This is a genomic window from Chenggangzhangella methanolivorans (genome assembly GCF_042648545.1).
GTDB classification, from domain to species: domain Bacteria; phylum Pseudomonadota; class Alphaproteobacteria; order Rhizobiales; family Methylopilaceae; genus Methylopila; species Methylopila methanolivorans.
Map to the genome: position 1 here is coordinate 327185 of NZ_JBHRXS010000003.1, position 14834 is coordinate 342018.

General features: G+C 66.5%; 13 protein-coding genes. 10 read left to right on the forward strand and 3 right to left on the reverse strand.

Annotation, left to right across the window (positions count from 1 at the left end; translation table 11 throughout):
* The first annotated feature begins 23 nt into the window (after positions 1 to 23).
* From ACFOWB_RS01875 to ACFOWB_RS01910, 8 genes are all read left to right on the forward strand, one after another.
* Complete coding sequence (locus tag ACFOWB_RS01875; protein ID WP_261401578.1) at positions 24 to 1340, forward strand: MFS transporter; 1317 nt, start codon at positions 24 to 26, stop codon at positions 1338 to 1340.
* Positions 1341 to 1355: 15 nt separating this feature from the next.
* Positions 1356 to 2288, forward strand: a complete 933-nt coding sequence (locus ACFOWB_RS01880; RefSeq protein WP_378145364.1) for a BKACE family enzyme — start codon at positions 1356 to 1358, stop codon at positions 2286 to 2288.
* 302 nt (positions 2289 to 2590) lie between these two features.
* The gene (locus tag ACFOWB_RS01885; protein ID WP_261401577.1) at positions 2591 to 3421 is read left to right on the forward strand and encodes an ATP-binding cassette domain-containing protein; all 831 of its coding nucleotides are present in this window, start codon (positions 2591 to 2593) and stop codon (positions 3419 to 3421) included.
* Positions 3422 to 3491: 70 nt separating this feature from the next.
* Positions 3492 to 4055: an RNA polymerase sigma factor gene (locus ACFOWB_RS01890; protein ID WP_378145366.1), complete on the forward strand. Its 564-nt coding sequence runs from the start codon at positions 3492 to 3494 to the stop codon at positions 4053 to 4055.
* Positions 4052 to 6004, forward strand: coding sequence for a vWA domain-containing protein (locus ACFOWB_RS01895; protein ID WP_378145368.1), 1953 nt, complete (start codon positions 4052 to 4054; stop codon positions 6002 to 6004). Before ACFOWB_RS01890 ends, ACFOWB_RS01895 begins: the two co-directional genes overlap by 4 nt.
* Positions 6005 to 6368: 364 nt before the next feature.
* Entirely contained in the window at positions 6369 to 8489 is a 2121-nt protein-coding gene (locus ACFOWB_RS01900; protein ID WP_378145370.1) for an AAA family ATPase, read from the forward strand.
* A 314-nt stretch (positions 8490 to 8803) separates the two neighbouring features.
* A complete protein-coding gene (locus ACFOWB_RS01905) occupies positions 8804 to 9322 on the forward strand; it encodes a hypothetical protein (RefSeq protein WP_378145372.1) in 519 nt (172 codons plus the stop codon).
* Complete coding sequence (locus ACFOWB_RS01910) at positions 9309 to 11072, forward strand: phage terminase large subunit family protein (protein ID WP_378145374.1); 1764 nt, start codon at positions 9309 to 9311, stop codon at positions 11070 to 11072. The genes ACFOWB_RS01905 and ACFOWB_RS01910 overlap by 14 nt, the downstream gene beginning before the upstream one ends.
* On the opposite strand, the gene ACFOWB_RS01915 is transcribed toward ACFOWB_RS01910, so the two are convergent.
* From ACFOWB_RS01915 to ACFOWB_RS01925, 3 genes are read right to left on the reverse strand one after another with little or no spacing between them, the layout of a single operon-like run.
* Entirely contained in the window at positions 11069 to 12130 is a 1062-nt protein-coding gene (locus ACFOWB_RS01915) for an LPO_1073/Vpar_1526 family protein (protein WP_261401575.1), read from the reverse strand. The two genes, ACFOWB_RS01910 and ACFOWB_RS01915, sit on opposite strands and share 4 nt — an antisense overlap.
* Complete coding sequence (locus tag ACFOWB_RS01920; RefSeq protein ID WP_261401574.1) at positions 12120 to 12287, reverse strand: hypothetical protein; 168 nt, start codon at positions 12285 to 12287, stop codon at positions 12120 to 12122. Before ACFOWB_RS01920 ends, ACFOWB_RS01915 begins: the two co-directional genes overlap by 11 nt.
* Positions 12288 to 12344: 57 nt before the next feature.
* Positions 12345 to 12560: a hypothetical protein gene (locus ACFOWB_RS01925; RefSeq protein WP_261401573.1), complete on the reverse strand. Its 216-nt coding sequence runs from the start codon at positions 12558 to 12560 to the stop codon at positions 12345 to 12347.
* Positions 12561 to 12730: 170 nt separating this feature from the next.
* Here ACFOWB_RS01925 and ACFOWB_RS01930 point away from each other — a divergent pair, with 170 nt between their 5' ends.
* The gene (locus tag ACFOWB_RS01930; RefSeq protein ID WP_261401572.1) at positions 12731 to 13363 is read left to right on the forward strand and encodes a hypothetical protein; all 633 of its coding nucleotides are present in this window, start codon (positions 12731 to 12733) and stop codon (positions 13361 to 13363) included.
* Positions 13363 to 14709 (forward strand): phage portal protein, encoded by a 1347-nt coding sequence (locus ACFOWB_RS01935; protein WP_261401571.1) that lies wholly within the window; start codon positions 13363 to 13365, stop codon positions 14707 to 14709. The genes ACFOWB_RS01930 and ACFOWB_RS01935 overlap by 1 nt, the downstream gene beginning before the upstream one ends.
* The last annotated feature ends 125 nt before the right edge of the window (positions 14710 to 14834 follow it).

Genomic DNA, 14834 nt, shown 5'->3' on the forward strand with positions numbered 1-14834 from the left:
CCAGACTTTTGGGAGAACGACCAATGGCGAGCATCGACGGAGCGGCGGCCTCGACCGTCGCGGCTGGCGCGGTCCCGCGGGACCAGAAGGCCACCACCGCGCTCATCATCCGCAAGCTGATGCCGCTCTTGGTGATCGCCTATGTGATCGCCTTCATCGACCGCACCAACGTCGCGCTCGCCAAGACCCATCTCGAGGTCGACATCGGCCTCACGGCGGCGGCCTACGGCTTCGGCGCGGGCCTGTTCTTCCTCACCTACGCGCTGTTCGAGGTGCCCTCGAACCTCATCATGCACCGCGTCGGCGCGCGGTTCTGGATCACCCGGATCATGGTGAGCTGGGGGATCGTCTCGGCCGGCATGGCGCTCGTGCAGGGGCCGACCTCGTTCTACGTGATGCGCGTGCTGCTCGGCATCACCGAGGCCGGCTTCTTCCCCGGCGTGATGCTCTATCTCACCTACTGGTTCGGGGCCGAGGACCGGGCGCGGGCCACGGGCCTGTTCCTGCTCGGCGTCTGCTTCGCCAACGTCATCGGCGGACCGCTCGGCGGCGCGCTATTGGCGATGGACGGGATCTGGGGCTTCCACGGATGGCAGTGGCTGTTCGTGATCGAGGCGATTCCCGCGCTCGTGCTCGCCGTCGTCATCTGGAAGAAGCTTCCCGACCGCCCTTCGGACGCCAAGTGGCTCACGCCGGAGGAGGCCCGCGCTGTCGAAGCGCGCGCGGCGGAGGCGAGCGCGCCCGAGACCGGCGAGTCGATCTGGAAGGCGCTGCTCGGCGTCCAGAGCCTGCTCGCGATCGGCGTCTATTTCTGCCACCAGATCTCGGTCTACACGATGACGTTCTTCCTGCCCGGCATCATCGGCCGGTGGGGAACCATGGGGCCGATCACGGTCGGCTTCCTGAACTCGCTGCCCTGGATCGCCGCGACGCTCGGCGCGATCTTCGTGCTGCGCGTCTCGCTCGACGCCAAGCGTTCGAAGGCGCTGCTGATCGCCGGCGTGCTCGTGATGGCGGTCGGCATGGCGATCGCGTCCAATGGCGGCCCGGCCTACTCGCTGGTGGGCTTCAGCATCGCGGCTTCGATGTTCTTCGTCGTGCAGGCGCTCATCTTCACCTACCCGTCCTCGCGGCTTTCGGGCGCGCGGCTCGCCGCCGGCATCGCCTTCACCAACACCTGCGGGCTGATGGGCGGCTTCATCGGCCCGACCGTGATGGGCGTCATCGAGCAAAGCACCGGCGCGGCCACCTGGGGGATCGTGGCGATGTCGGGCCTCTTGTTCCTCGCAGCCCTCATCGCGCTCGGCCTGCGCCGCGGCGACGAAGCCCGCGCGGCCTAAAGAAGGAGAAAAACAATGGCGACCAAGCGCAAAGTCATCATCACCTGCGCGGTGACGGGGGCGATCCACACGCCCTCGATGTCCCCTCACCTGCCGGTGACGCCGCAGGAGATCGCCGAGGCCGCGATCGGCGCGGCGGAGGCGGGCGCGGCGATCGTCCACCTCCACGCCCGCAACCCCGAGACCGGCGAGCCCGACCAGTCGCCGGAGGCCTTCGCCAAGTTCCTGCCGGTGATCAAGCAGCGCTCCAACGTGGTGATCAACCTCACCACCGGCGGCGCGCCCACAATGCCGATCGAGGAGCGCGTGCGCCCCGCCGCGACCTTCGCGCCGGAAGTCGCCTCGCTCAATCTCGGCTCGATGAACTTCGGCCTGTTCGGCATGCTCGACCGCTTCGGCGACCAGCTGGAACACGAGTGGGAGAAGACCTACCTCTCCAACAAGGACATCATCTTCCGCAACACGTTCGGCCAGATCGAGCATGTTCTGACGACCTGCGCGGGCAACGAGACGCGTTTCGAGTTCGAGTGCTACGACACCGCGCATCTCTACAATCTCAAGCACTTCTTTGACCGCGGCATGGTGGCGGCGCCGCTCTTCATCCAGACCGTGTTCGGCCTGCAGGGCGGAATCGGCGCGCATCCGGAGGACGTGATGCACATGAAGCGCACCGCCGACCGGCTGTTCGGCGACAGCTACCGCTGGTCGGTGCTGGGCGCTGGGCGAAACCAGATTCCGGTCGCCACCATGGCGGCGGCGATGGGCGCGAACGTCCGCGTCGGGCTGGAGGACAGCCTCTGGGCCGGCCCCGGCAAGTTCGCCGAGTCGAACGCCGAGCAGGTGCGGATCGTCCGCGCCATCATCGAGGGGCTCGGCTTCGAGGTCGCGACGCCCGACGAGGCGCGCGCGATGCTGGCGTTGAAGGGCGGAGACCGGGTGGCGTTCTGAAGACGCCGGCCGACGGGGCGCGAAGATCAATTGTCCAGGCCGGGCGATCGCGGTCGCCGGCGCCCGGTCGTTTGGAGAAAGCCCGCGCGTCGGCGCGACTTCAAGCAGATCTATGAAGAAAACATAAGACACCCGTCGATCTGCCTCGATCTTACACTGTCTTCGGCGTTCCGTTGCTTTCTTGGAACCATTCAAAACAACGGATCGATTGATCATCCCGTCCGCGCGCACTTGTGCGCGGCGCCGCAATATGGCTCTGGATGGGGCGCGCGACGCGTTCGCGCAGAGCCATGGGACGCAGGATGACCCACGACAGCGCCGCCTCACCGGCGGGAGCCGAGAGCTTCGACCTCTCCGAGGCCGCCTTCACGGTCGAAGGCCGTGCGCTGCTCTCGCCGCTGACGCTCACCCTCGAGCCGGCGCGCATGATCGGCCTCATCGGCCACAACGGCTCCGGCAAGTCGACGCTGATCAAGCTCCTCGCGCGCCAGCAGCCGGCGAGCGGCGGCGCGATCCGCTACGGCGGCGAGCCGATCGAGCGCTGGCGCACCCGCGACTTCGCGCGCCGCGTCGGCTACCTGCCGCAGACGCCGGCGGCCGCCACCGGCCTGACGGTGAAGGAGCTCGTGTCGCTCGGCCGTTATCCCTGGCACGGCGCGCTCGGCCGCTTCGGCGAGGTCGACCGGAAAGCGGTCGAGGACGCCATGCGCCTGACCGACACCGAAGGGTTCGCCGAGCGGATGGTCGAGGAGCTGTCGGGCGGCGAGCGCCAGCGCGTCTGGCTCGCGATGCTGGTCGCGCAGGGCACGCGCTGGATGCTGCTCGACGAGCCGACGTCGGCGCTCGACGTCGCCCACCAGATCGAGGTTCTGGCGCTGACGCGGCGGCTGACGCGCTCGCACGGCCTCGGGGTGATCGTGGTGCTGCACGACGTCAACATGGCGGCGCGGTTCTGCGACGAGCTCGTGGCGCTGCAGCGCGGCCGGCTGATCGCCCGCGGCGCGCCCTCCGATCTGATGACCGGCGAGCAGCTCGAACGGATTTTCGGCGCGCCGATGGACATCCTGCCCTGCCCCGACGGTTCGCTCGTCGCAGCGCCCCGCATCGACCTGCGCGAGACGGAAGCGGCCTGATCGACGGCCGCTCCACTTTTTTCTGAGACGGCGCAAAGGTTCTCTCCGGATCGAACGTCTTATCAGGCGAATGTCAGACGGATCGGAGGAGTTCGGCCTCGGGGCCCTGGACGACGCCGCGCTCGTGGACCGGGCGCGGCGCGGAGACGCGCGCGCCTTCGAGGCGCTGGCGGCTCGGCACTACGAGCCGATCCGCCGCTTCGCGTGGCGCCGCTGCGGAGACGCGACGGACGCCGAGGACGTCGCGCAGGAGACCCTGATCCGGATCGCCCGGAGCCTCGACCGCTTCGAGGGACGCTCGGCCTTCTCCACCTGGGCTTTCGGCATCGCGCTCAACGCCGCGCGAGACCGCGGACGGGCGGAGGCGCGACGCGGCGCGATCGAACGGGAGGCGCTCGCGCTCGCCCGTCTCGATCAGGACGAAGCGCCCGGCGACGACATGACCGACGAGCTCTGGGCCGCGGTCGACGCTTTGCCCGAGCCGCAGCGCGACGCGGTGCTGCTGGTCCATGTCGAGGGCCTCACTCACGCGCAAGCCGCGCAGGCGCTCGGCTGCGCCGAGGCGACCGTGTCCTGGCGGCTGTTTTCGGCGCGCCGCCGCCTCAAGTCCGCGCTATCGAGGAAAGGCGCATGACAGACCGCGATCTCGACCAGCGTCTCTCAGGGCTTCGCCGCGACGTCCCCCCGGCGTCCGAAGCCGCGCGCGCCGACGCGCTCTCCGCGGCTGGCGCTGCCTTCGAAGAGGCGCAGGCGAAAAAACGCGCCGACGCCCTCAAAGGATCGGCCCACGACCGGCGTCACAGCCTCGCAAGCCCATCGGGGCTCTGGAGGATCGTGATGCAGAATCGTCTCGCCATCGGCGGCGTCGCCGCCTGTCTCATCGTCGCGCCGATCGGCGGCGCGCTGTTCGTCGAACAGGCGCGTCGCCAAGCGCCGGATCTGCGGCAGGACGCGGCGGCGCCCCGACCCGTGCAGGAGGCCTCGCCCGAGCCCGAGGTCGCGGCCAAGCTTGAGAGCGCCCCCAAACCCGTGGCGCCTTCCGGGGCGCGGCTTGAGCGCCGCGCCGTCGCGCCCCCGCCGCCGCCGTCCGCCCCCATGGCGGGGCTCGCGGACGCCTATCGCGGCCCGGACGTCGTCGTCGGGGCGCCCGAGAACCGCGACCGCTTCGAGTCCACGGCGGCGAACGGCCTGAAGGTGACCGCGCAGGAGCCGGTCTCGACCTTCTCGATCGACGCCGACACCGCCTCCTACGCCTGGGTGCGCCGATCGCTGAGGCAGGGCCGCGCCCCCTCGCCCGATCAGGTGCGGATCGAGGAGCTGATCAACTACTTCCCCTACGCCGACCCGGCGCCCGTCGACGCCGCCACGCCGTTCCGGCCGACCGTCTCGACCTTTCCGACGCCATGGAACGCCGACACAAAGCTGGTGCGCATCGGGATCAAAGGGTTCGACAAGGTCGCGGTCGCGCGCCCGAAGGCCAACCTTGTCTTCCTCGTCGACGTCTCGGGCTCGATGAACGCGCCCGACAAGCTGCCGCTGCTGAAAGCCAGCTTGAAGCTCCTTCTGACGAAGCTCGGGCCCGACGATCATGTGGCGATCGTCACCTATGCGGGCGCGGCCGGCGTCGCGCTGGAGCCGACCAGGGCGTCCGACAAGGCCGCCATCGCCGCGGCGATCGACAGGATGGAGGCCGGCGGCTCGACCGCAGGCGCGGCCGGCATCGCCGAGGCGTACCGGCTCGCCAGGAAGAACTTCGACAAGGACGGCGTGAACCGCGTGATGCTCGCCACCGACGGCGACTTCAACGTCGGGGAGTCGGATCCGGACGCGCTCACCCGCATGATCGAGGACGAGCGGAAATCCGGCGTCTTCCTGTCGGTGCTCGGCTTCGGGCAGGGCGACTACAACGACGCGCTGATGCAGCGCCTCGCCCAGAACGGCAACGGGACCGCGGCCTATATCGACGAGCTGGAAGAGGCCCAGAAGACGCTGGTCGAGGAGGCGGGCGCCGCGCTGTTCCCGATCGCCAAGGACGTGAAGATCCAGGTCGAGTTCAATCCGGCTCAGGTCGCCGAGTATCGTCTCATCGGCTACGAGACCCGGATGCTGAAGCGCGAGGACTTCAAGGACGACCGCGTGGACGCCGGGGAGATCGGCTCGGGCGCCTCGGTGACGGCGCTCTACGAAATCACCCCGCCGCAGAGCCGCGCGCGCATGACCGACGAGCTGCGCTACGCCAGGCCCGCGGCCGAGCCCGCCCCTGCCGCCGGCGACGCCGAATTCGGCGCCGTGAAGATCCGCTACAAGCTGCCGGACGCGGACACGAGCCGCGAGATCGTCGAGCCCATCCGCACCGCCGAGTCCGCGCCGACGCTCGCCGGCGCCTCGGACGACGCGCGCTTTTCGGCGGCGGTCGCGGCCTTCGGCCAGAAGCTGCGCCGCGAGCGGCAGGTTGAGACGATGGGCTGGGACGAGATCGCGGCGCTCGCCGCCGGCGCGAAGGGCGCCGACCCGTGGGGCTATCGCGCCGGCTTCGTGCGGCTCGTCGGCCTCGCCAAGGCGGTCTCGGGCGGAGCGCCGTAACGGCCTATCGCGGCGGCGGCGGCTCGATGGCGCGCGAGCCCGATCAACGGCCCTGCGCAGGCCGGCGCGCGCATTGGGCGTGGATGGAAGGGTCGTCGGGTCGCGTGGCGGAGGGAGCGTCCGCTGCGCCCCTGTGGGTAAAATAAAATATCATTTAAATACAATAACTTATATAACATACGTCCCGCGAAATGTACGGCGTAATGTATTGCGAAATTGGCTTTTAGCGCTGACGTCGCGAGGCCGAAACTCCTACCCTCCATGACGCGAAAAGGGCCGCCCCGCGACCAACGGGACGGCCCTCAATCACTTCGCCGCGCGGTTCGCAGCCGCACGATCCACACCCACGGGATAGGCCCCGCAGATGTCCGCCAATACCTACCGCGCTGACGCTGACTCCTCAACGGTTTCGCCGCTCGACCGGCGTTTCCCCTTCACCATTATTCCCGACCTCTCCGGCGCGACGATGCATGTCGAGGAACTGTCTCTCCGTGAGCTTGCCGCTAGGGCCAAGGGCACGCGGCGGAAGACGAAGAAGCGCCTGCCCTTATTCAACGGCGCAGCCTTCGGCGACGTGCTGAGCGACAAGGGCTCGCTGCGTCACGACGCGAACGTGATGGCCGTCGCGGCGGTCGTCGTGGACTACGACGGCGGCACGATCGCCATCGGCGCGGCCCGCGCGGCGATCAACGCGGCCGGGCTCAACGCCCTTGTCCTGACCTCGCCGACCAACGGTGAGCCCGGCCGGGGCTACCGCTGGCGCGGCGTCTTCCCGCTGTCCCGGCCGCACGATCGGGCCGCCTATGAGGCGCTGGCGGAGCAGGCGAACGGGCTCTTTGGCGGCGCGCTCGACAAGGGCTCTCGCGAGCCCTCGCGGTCGTACTTCATCGGTCACACCGGCAAGCTCACGACCTACCTTGTCGAGGGCCGTCGCTGGATCGATGAAGCCGACGACCTCCCGCGCACGGCATGGACCAAGGCCGAAACCGACGCGCCCGGCGCGCACGACCACGCGGAGAAGTGGGGCCGCCCGCTGCACGTCCTGCGCTCCGCGCTTTTCGCCGTCCCAAACGATGGGAGCCGCCCCGAGCACGCCGACCGCGATTGGTGGCTGAAGATCGTCGCGGCCGTGAACTTCGAGACGAGCGGCGCTGACGAGGGCTTCGCCGTGCTCGACGACTGGTCCCGCCAGTGGCCCGGCTACGACGCGGAGAAGACCCGCGCGGCATGGGACTCGTTCCGCCGCTCTACGGGCCGCGTCGTCACCGGCCGCCACATCTTGAACCTCGCGGAGGCTGAGGGCTGGCGCGACCTAGAGCGCATGTTCGGTCTGTTCGACGACCTCGCGGAGGAAGAGCGGGAGGACGCCGCGTGGCAGGAGGCCGTAGACGATATCGTCGGAAAGGCCGGCGGCGGCTTCTTCGAGTCGGTGGCGGATTGGGGCGAGACCGCGCCCGAACGGGAATGGCTCATCAAAGACCTCATCCCCAATCGGCAAGTAACGCTTCTCTACGGCGACGGCGCGACCGGCAAATCGCTCTTAGCCCTGCAATTGGCCGCCGCCGTTGCGAACGGCTCGCCATGGATCGGCCGGGCGATCGACCGCCCCGGCGTCGCGCTGTTCTTCACCGCCGAAGACGACAGGGACGAAGTGCATCGGCGCGTCGTGGACATCGCCACGCATCACGGGACCACGGTCGCGGACCTCTGCCGCCGTCTCTACGCCCATTCGACGATCCGCGAGGATGGTGAGTTTGAAGACCCGTTGCTGGCCTCGCTCGACCCCAAGAAAGGGCTGGTGCCCACGGCGGCGTATGAACGCCTCGACAGAGAGATGGGCCGCCGGAAGCCGTCCGTCGTGGTCCTCGACACGCTCGCGCACTTCCACGACGGGGACGAAAACGCCAAGGCGCTCGCGACGCGATTCATCGGCCTCATGCGTCGGCTCGCCGTGCGCCACAAGTGCGTGGTGTTCGTGCTTGCGCACCCCAGCGTGGCGGGCATGGCCAGCGGTATCGGCTCAGCGGGCAGCGTGGGTTGGAGCAACACCGTGCGGTCACGCCTCTACCTGACGAGGGTGAGGAATGGCGACGGCACAGAGGCGAACCCGGACGCCCGCACGCTGGGGACCATGAAGGCCAACTATGGTCCGTCCGGCGGACAGATCGCCCTGCACTGGCATGCAGGTGTGTTCGTGGCCTCAGAAATCTTCAGCGACAGCGAGACGGTCGCAGAGAAGGCGAGGCGGGTGTTCCTCAAGCTACTCGACCTCTGGTCCGCTCAGCCGGGGCGGTACGTCTCCCCGAGTCCATCAAACACCTATGCGCCGAAGGTGTTCGCGGCGCACCCCGAGGCTGAGGGATGCACCAAAGGCGCGCTAGAGGCGGCCATGCACGCTCTGTTCAAAGACGGGACGATCACCACGGGGCTGCATGGGCGCGCCGGAAGCGAGCGCAGTCATTTAGTGAGGGCGAACCGTGGGTAGGAATCCGTACGTCGCAACGGTGTCGCAACGCTCTGGGGGCCGTCGCGACGCGCTGTGGGCATGTCGCAACGCGCTCAGGGTACGTTGCAACGGTGTCGCAACCCGTCGCAACGGGGGTGTGCGACACACGCTCCCCCTAAAGGGGGAGACCCCCGCCCCTTGGGGTGGGGCGGGTCTCCTACCCTCAGGGGGAGGGGATCGCGCGCGGAGGGGCATGGCCTCGGGTCCCTCTGGGGGGATGGCCGTCGCGGGGCCGCCGAGCCCCGACCTTTACCCCTGTGGAGCAGAACTGAAATCGGAATCGGAGTTTTGCCGTGAGTAACCCGTGGGGGCTGGACCCCGACGCCCTCGCGCTTGTGGGTGAAATTACCCCTGAGAATAACGCGATCCCTGCCGAAACCACGGCGGCGGAGCTGACAGCGCTCGTGGGCGTCAGCAACAATCGAGGCCGTGAGCTTGCCGACCGGGGCGTCTTCGTCCGTCTCGGGCGCAACCGCTTCGACACCCGCGCCAGCGTCGCCGCTTACGTCGCCGAACTGACCCGGACGGCGAAGCGCCCTGTGGCCGCCGACCTCGACCGGGCCAAGCTCCGGGTGCAGACCGAGACCGCCGACAAGCTCGCTACCGCGAACGCCGTCGCGCGCCGCGAACTGCTACCGGCCGCCGAAGTCGAACGCGAATGGGCGGCGATCCTCCGCGACGTGCGGGCCGCGATGCTGGCGCTGCCGAGCCGCGTCGCTCAGCGGCTCGGGCATCTGACGCCGCACGACATCGCGACGCTCGACCGGGAAATCCGCGACGCACTTGGGGAGGCCGCGCGTGACAACGCTTGAGACCCGCCGCCGCGCGCTGCGGGCGCTGATCCCGCCGCCCCGGCTCCGCCTGAGCGAGTGGATCGAAGGCGAGATGCGCCTTCCCGAAGGCGTCTCAGCGCTTCCGGGCCGCGTGTCCCTGTGGCCGTATCAGCGCGACATCGCCGACGCCATCGCGGACCCCGAGATTGAGCGGGTGACGCTCGTGAAGTCCGTCCGTGTCGGCTTCACGACGCTGCTGACGGGCGCGCTCGCGAGCTACGTGGCGAACGAGCCGAGCCCTATCCTCGCGCTGCTGCCGACCGAAGCCGACTGCCGCGACTACGTCGTGAGCGACCTAGAGCCGATATTCGACGCCACGCCCGCGCTGCGGGGGCTGCTGTCGGCGGAGGCTGACGAGACGGGCCGCAACACGCTGCTGAGCCGTCGCTTCGCGGGCGGCTCGCTTAAGATCGTCGCGGCCAAATCCCCGAGAAACCTCCGCCGCCATAACGTTCGCGTCCTGTTGATCGACGAAGCCGACGCCATGGAGCCCGGCGCGGAGGGGTCGCCCATCACCCTCGCGGAGCGGCGGACGCTCAGCTTCGCAAACCGCAAGATCATTTTGGGCTCGACGCCGACGCTGGAGGCTACGAGCAACGTGCTCCGGTCCTATGCCCGGTCCGATCGGCGGGTGTTTGAAGTGCCGTGCCCGGAGTGCGGCCACTGTCACGAAATCACTTGGGCGGACATCCAGTGGCCCGAGGGGGAACCGCACCGGGCGCACTACGTCTGTCCCGAGTGCGGGTCCGTCGTCGAGGAACGGCGAAAGGCCGCCATGGTCGAAGCGGGCCGCTGGCGCGCGAGCGCGCCGCACGTCGAGGGGCATGCGGGCTTCCGGCTCAACGCGCTCGTCTCGACGCTCGCTAACGCCTCGTGGGGCAAGCTCGCGGCGGAGTTCGTCGAGGCCAAGCGGTCGCCCGACACGCTTCAGGTGTTCGTCAACACGATCCTCGCCCAAGGCTGGCGTGAGGCCGCCGAAGAGATCGACGAAGCCGCGCTCGCGGCCCGGGCGGAACCGTTCGGGCTCCCCGACGCCATGCCCGCCGACGTGCTCGTGGTGACGGCCGGAGTCGACGTGCAGCGCGATCGGCTGGAGATCGTCTTCCTCGGCTGGGGCCGCGAGGACATCTTCGTGCTCGGGCAGTCCGTCATCTGGGGCGATCCGGCGGGCGACGACGTTTGGTCGGAACTGGACGAAGCCCTCCGCACGACATGGAAGCACCCCCGGGGCGGCTTCCTACGCGTGGACGCGGCCGGAGTGGACGCGGGCGACGGAGAGACCATGGATCGCGTCATGGCCTATTGCCGGGCTCGCAGGGCGTTCCGTGTACACGCTTTGAAAGGAGCGACCGGCAACCGGCCCTCGATCCGCGCCAGCGACACCAAGGGCTCGCGGCTCTTCATCGTCGGCGTGGACGGTCTGAAGGCTCAGCTTGCGACGCGGCTGAGCCGGGGGAAGAGCGTCCGCTTCAGCGACCGGCTGGAGGGACGGTTCTACGAAGAACTGGCGAGCGAGCGCCTTCTCGTTCGCTATGTGCGCGGCGCGCCCGTCCGTCTATGGGAGCGCATCCCGGGCCGCCGGGCGGAAAGCCTCGACTGCGTTATTTACGCCATGGCCGTGCGCGCGCTCGTGAGTAAGAACCTCGACCAGCGCGAAGCAGAGGTCGCAAGCCCCGCAGCGCCGCCAAAGAAGCCAATTGTGGTACGTTCGGAGTGGCTAAGTCGTTAGTTTATCCAAATTGATAGGTCAGCACTCAAGCCGGTTTTCTTTGTAAGATTTGCATGAGCAAGTGCAACGCCTGTCGATGTTAGGCGCAAGTCCTTTACTGGAGTGCCATTATATGCATCGATGATGCCATCTATCTCAGAAAGTTTCGCCCTCAACACGTCGGCAAATTTATCTACTGAAGGAGCATTTGCTTTGCACAGCCCAATGTAACCTTCTGCTACTTCAGGACCCAAACCTGTTTGTGCAAAAACTTGCTTCAAAGTTTCACTTCCGCCCAACGCAAATACAAATCGGCTCGGATCGAACGGAGAGGGAACTATAAAGCCACCTATGGTTGGCTGGTTATTCGGAAATAGACTAAGAATCTCTTCATTAGTCAGGCCATTTGTTACGATGCCCGGATATCTGATTTGCAATATCTCTAAGACGCTCTTGAACGTTATTACTGCATTTCCAAGCACCACGCAGCCGTGAGACTCTAGATAATGATACGCATTATTGTTCTTCGAAACCAATCCGTAGATTGGGACCGCAAATTGCCTTAAATAATCAACAATACCATCAACATCATTGATGCCGTTATTTTGCATATTCTTGAATATAAATGCCAAGCTTAGCGCAGAAAAATCTTCGTCTGTAAGAGATTTTGCTTTCTCAATAGCATCGTTAAGCGTAAGTGTTAGTCTATCCCTGACCGTTTGCTTAGATCTTTGAACGATAAGGTCTACAAGGACCTCTTGAAGATTTGCATCTCCGGATCGGGCAAAAGAGGTCTGGGCCTCCAAGAGCGAATGCTGAAAATCAGGATCAGCAAAAGCTTCTGACTTTGCTTCGCTATTGCTAGCAAATTCCTCAAGGATTGATTTTTTAAAATCAGACAGCCGGCTATCGACTGTATTTCTTGCATCGGCCGTGAAGTTTTGAACTTGTTTCGCAACAAAATCCATGACCTCTCCCATTTGAGAGATCGACAAACCTTGATTATAAGTTACATCGCCCTTCGCTTGAATGGCTACAGCGCCCTCTTCGGCGTGCTGATCTTGCTTATCACCGATCATTGATCTTGGTATCTCGTCCCGACTGGATACCAATTCCACCAGAGCCAACCTTCTGATCCTGACGATGATATTTGCGATATGCCTTAATGCCTGCAATCGCGAAAATGATCGAAACGATCAGGGCTATGCCCCATAGAATCAAATCGTTTGTGTCCATAGCGTCCTCCCAAGTCGAGGTATCGCATGACCGGAAGCGCAACGTAAGCGGGTGCGACTAGCCTCCCACAGGCGACTGCCAGTTCGTCACCTGTGCATCACTGATCTTCCCCTCGAAGGTAAATGCGAGAATGTCCCGGGGAACCGGAAGGCCCTCTTTTCGCATCATCAATTGGATCGCCAAATAGGTAAGCGCGAGCGGGAAGCCTAAGTCGCGCCCCTCCGCCAACATCTGGCGCGCCTCGTAGCGCACGTGCTCGATTCTGTCGTTCATCGGTCTCTCCCTTACGAAAAAGCCCGACCGTGACGCCAAGAGGAGTTAAGCACGGCCGGGCTTCCGGAGACACGGCGGGAGGCAGGACAACCCCGAGCCGCATCATCATGTTAGACATTGACTGACTAATGTCCATTCGATAGCGTCGGCCATCCTTCGGAGGCCCCCTGATGCCAGACGCCCTTTTCACCCTGACCGACCTTGCCGAGACGGTCGCCAAGAGCTTCAAGGCCTCTGAGGATCAGCAGCGGCTTTTTCACCGGCAGGCCAAGAACCTGCTGAATCAGCGTCTCATTGAAGCCACCACGACCAAGGGCGGGCGGCGCGACTCGCTGCTAGACCTTCGGGAGGCCGCCAAGGCCCGGATTCAGCTTGCCGTCATAGACGCCGGGCTCGACGCGACGACCCTGAGGGCGATCGACTCGTTCTGGGATCGCGCGGCCGAAGCGTCTCTCGGATTGCCGATCATCAACGGCTGCTATCCGCCTCGCGCCTTGGACGCCTGCCTTCGCGACGCCGCCGATCGAAAGGCCCCAGCGTGGGATTTCGTCATCATCATCCTGCGCGGTCTCGAAACCGGCGAACGGACGATCATGGCTGCGTTCGAACGCGCAGATCAGCCCGAGCGTCCCGAGGAAGACCCGATGTCGGGGCGTGGGCCGCATGCCGATGGCGTTGAGGTCGCCGAAGGCAATATCGGCGACGACGGCAACCTGAGATGGCGGACGCGCGAAGCGCTGCAGACGATCGCCACGATCCGCCTTCCCGCGACGGCCCTCGTGCGCCCTTTGCTGGAGGCGTGATGCTCGACCGCGCCCGCAGCGCTCTGGCGAACCTGATCCGTCCCGCCGCCCCAAACGCGGTCCGCCGCTTCGACGGCGCTGCGGGCGGTCGGCGCATGGGCGGCGTGGGGACATTCGGGGCGATCAACCCGGAGGTCGGCGCTGCGGCGTATATGGTCCGCAGCCGCGCTCGTTATCTCACCCGGAACAACCAGTGGCTCAGCAACGCGGTCGCGAACTGGACCACGGCCTTGGTCGGCTCCGGCATCCGCCCCACAAGCGAGAGCGCGGAAGCCGTCGCCGCCTTCGACATATGGGCACTCGACGCTGACGCGGATGGCCGCACGGACTTCTGGGGCCTTCAGGCCGTCATCGCCCGGGCGCTTGTTGAGGACGGCGAGTCGTTCGTCCTGATGCGGGCTGAAGACAACGGCTTCCGCGCGCTCGTCATCCCCGCCGAACAGGTGGACGAGTCGATGACCCGCGACCTCTACGGGGGCGGCTACATCGTGCAGGGCGTCGAGTTCGACGCCTCCGGCCGCCGCGTCGCGTATTGGGTGCTGCCCCATCGACCGACCCAGATGTTCGCGAACTACGCGCCGCCGGTCCGCGTAGACGCCGCCGACGTGCTGCACGTCATGGCTCCGATCGCCCCGGGGCAGGTGCGCGGCGTCTCGTGGCTCGCGCCGATCATCCTCCCGGCAAACGAACTGGACCAGTTGACCGACGCGCTCTTGGTCGGCGCCAAGGTCGCGGCGATGCACGCCGCCTTCCTCGTGGACCAGAACGGCGCGGGTGAACCCTTCGACGGCGACCTCGCGGACGTCTCGCTTGAGCCCGGCACGGTCCGGCGGCTCCCGAATGGCTTCGATATTCGGTTCAACTCTCCGCAGGCCGCTCAGCAGACCGCAGAGTTCGTGAAGCACTCCCTTCGGGGCCTCGCGGCCGGGCTTGGCCTGCCGAGCCATATGCTCGACGGCGACCTTAGCGGCGCGAATTATTCGAGCCTCCGGGCAGGCCTCATCCCGTTCCGTGCCCGCGTCGAGCAAGTCCAGTACGGCGTGCTGGTCCCTCAGCTTCTCCGCCCCCTTTGGGGCCGCGTTCAGCTTCTCACTGGCGTGCCCGACGCGACCGCCGAATGGCTTCCACCCGCATGGGCGCAAGTCGATCCTCAGAAAGCGATTGAGGCCGACGTTGCCGAGATCAGTGCGGGCCTCGCGAGCCGTCGCCAGAAGGTCGCTGAACGCGGCTGGAGCGTCGAAGAGCTTGACCGGGAGATCGCCGCCGACCGCGAGCGCGAAGTTTCGCTCGGGCTGACGTTCGGCGCGCCCGAGCCTCAGCCAGAGAAGGAGACCGCCGATGCCTAGCGGCAGGATCGCGACCGGCGCTGCTGGGAAGCGCAATAATCCCGTCTGGGTCCGTCCCGAGCGTGACGAGCCCGTGGCGGCTAAGCGGACGATCCTCCGGCGAATCCCGGCGGAGGCCGCACCGC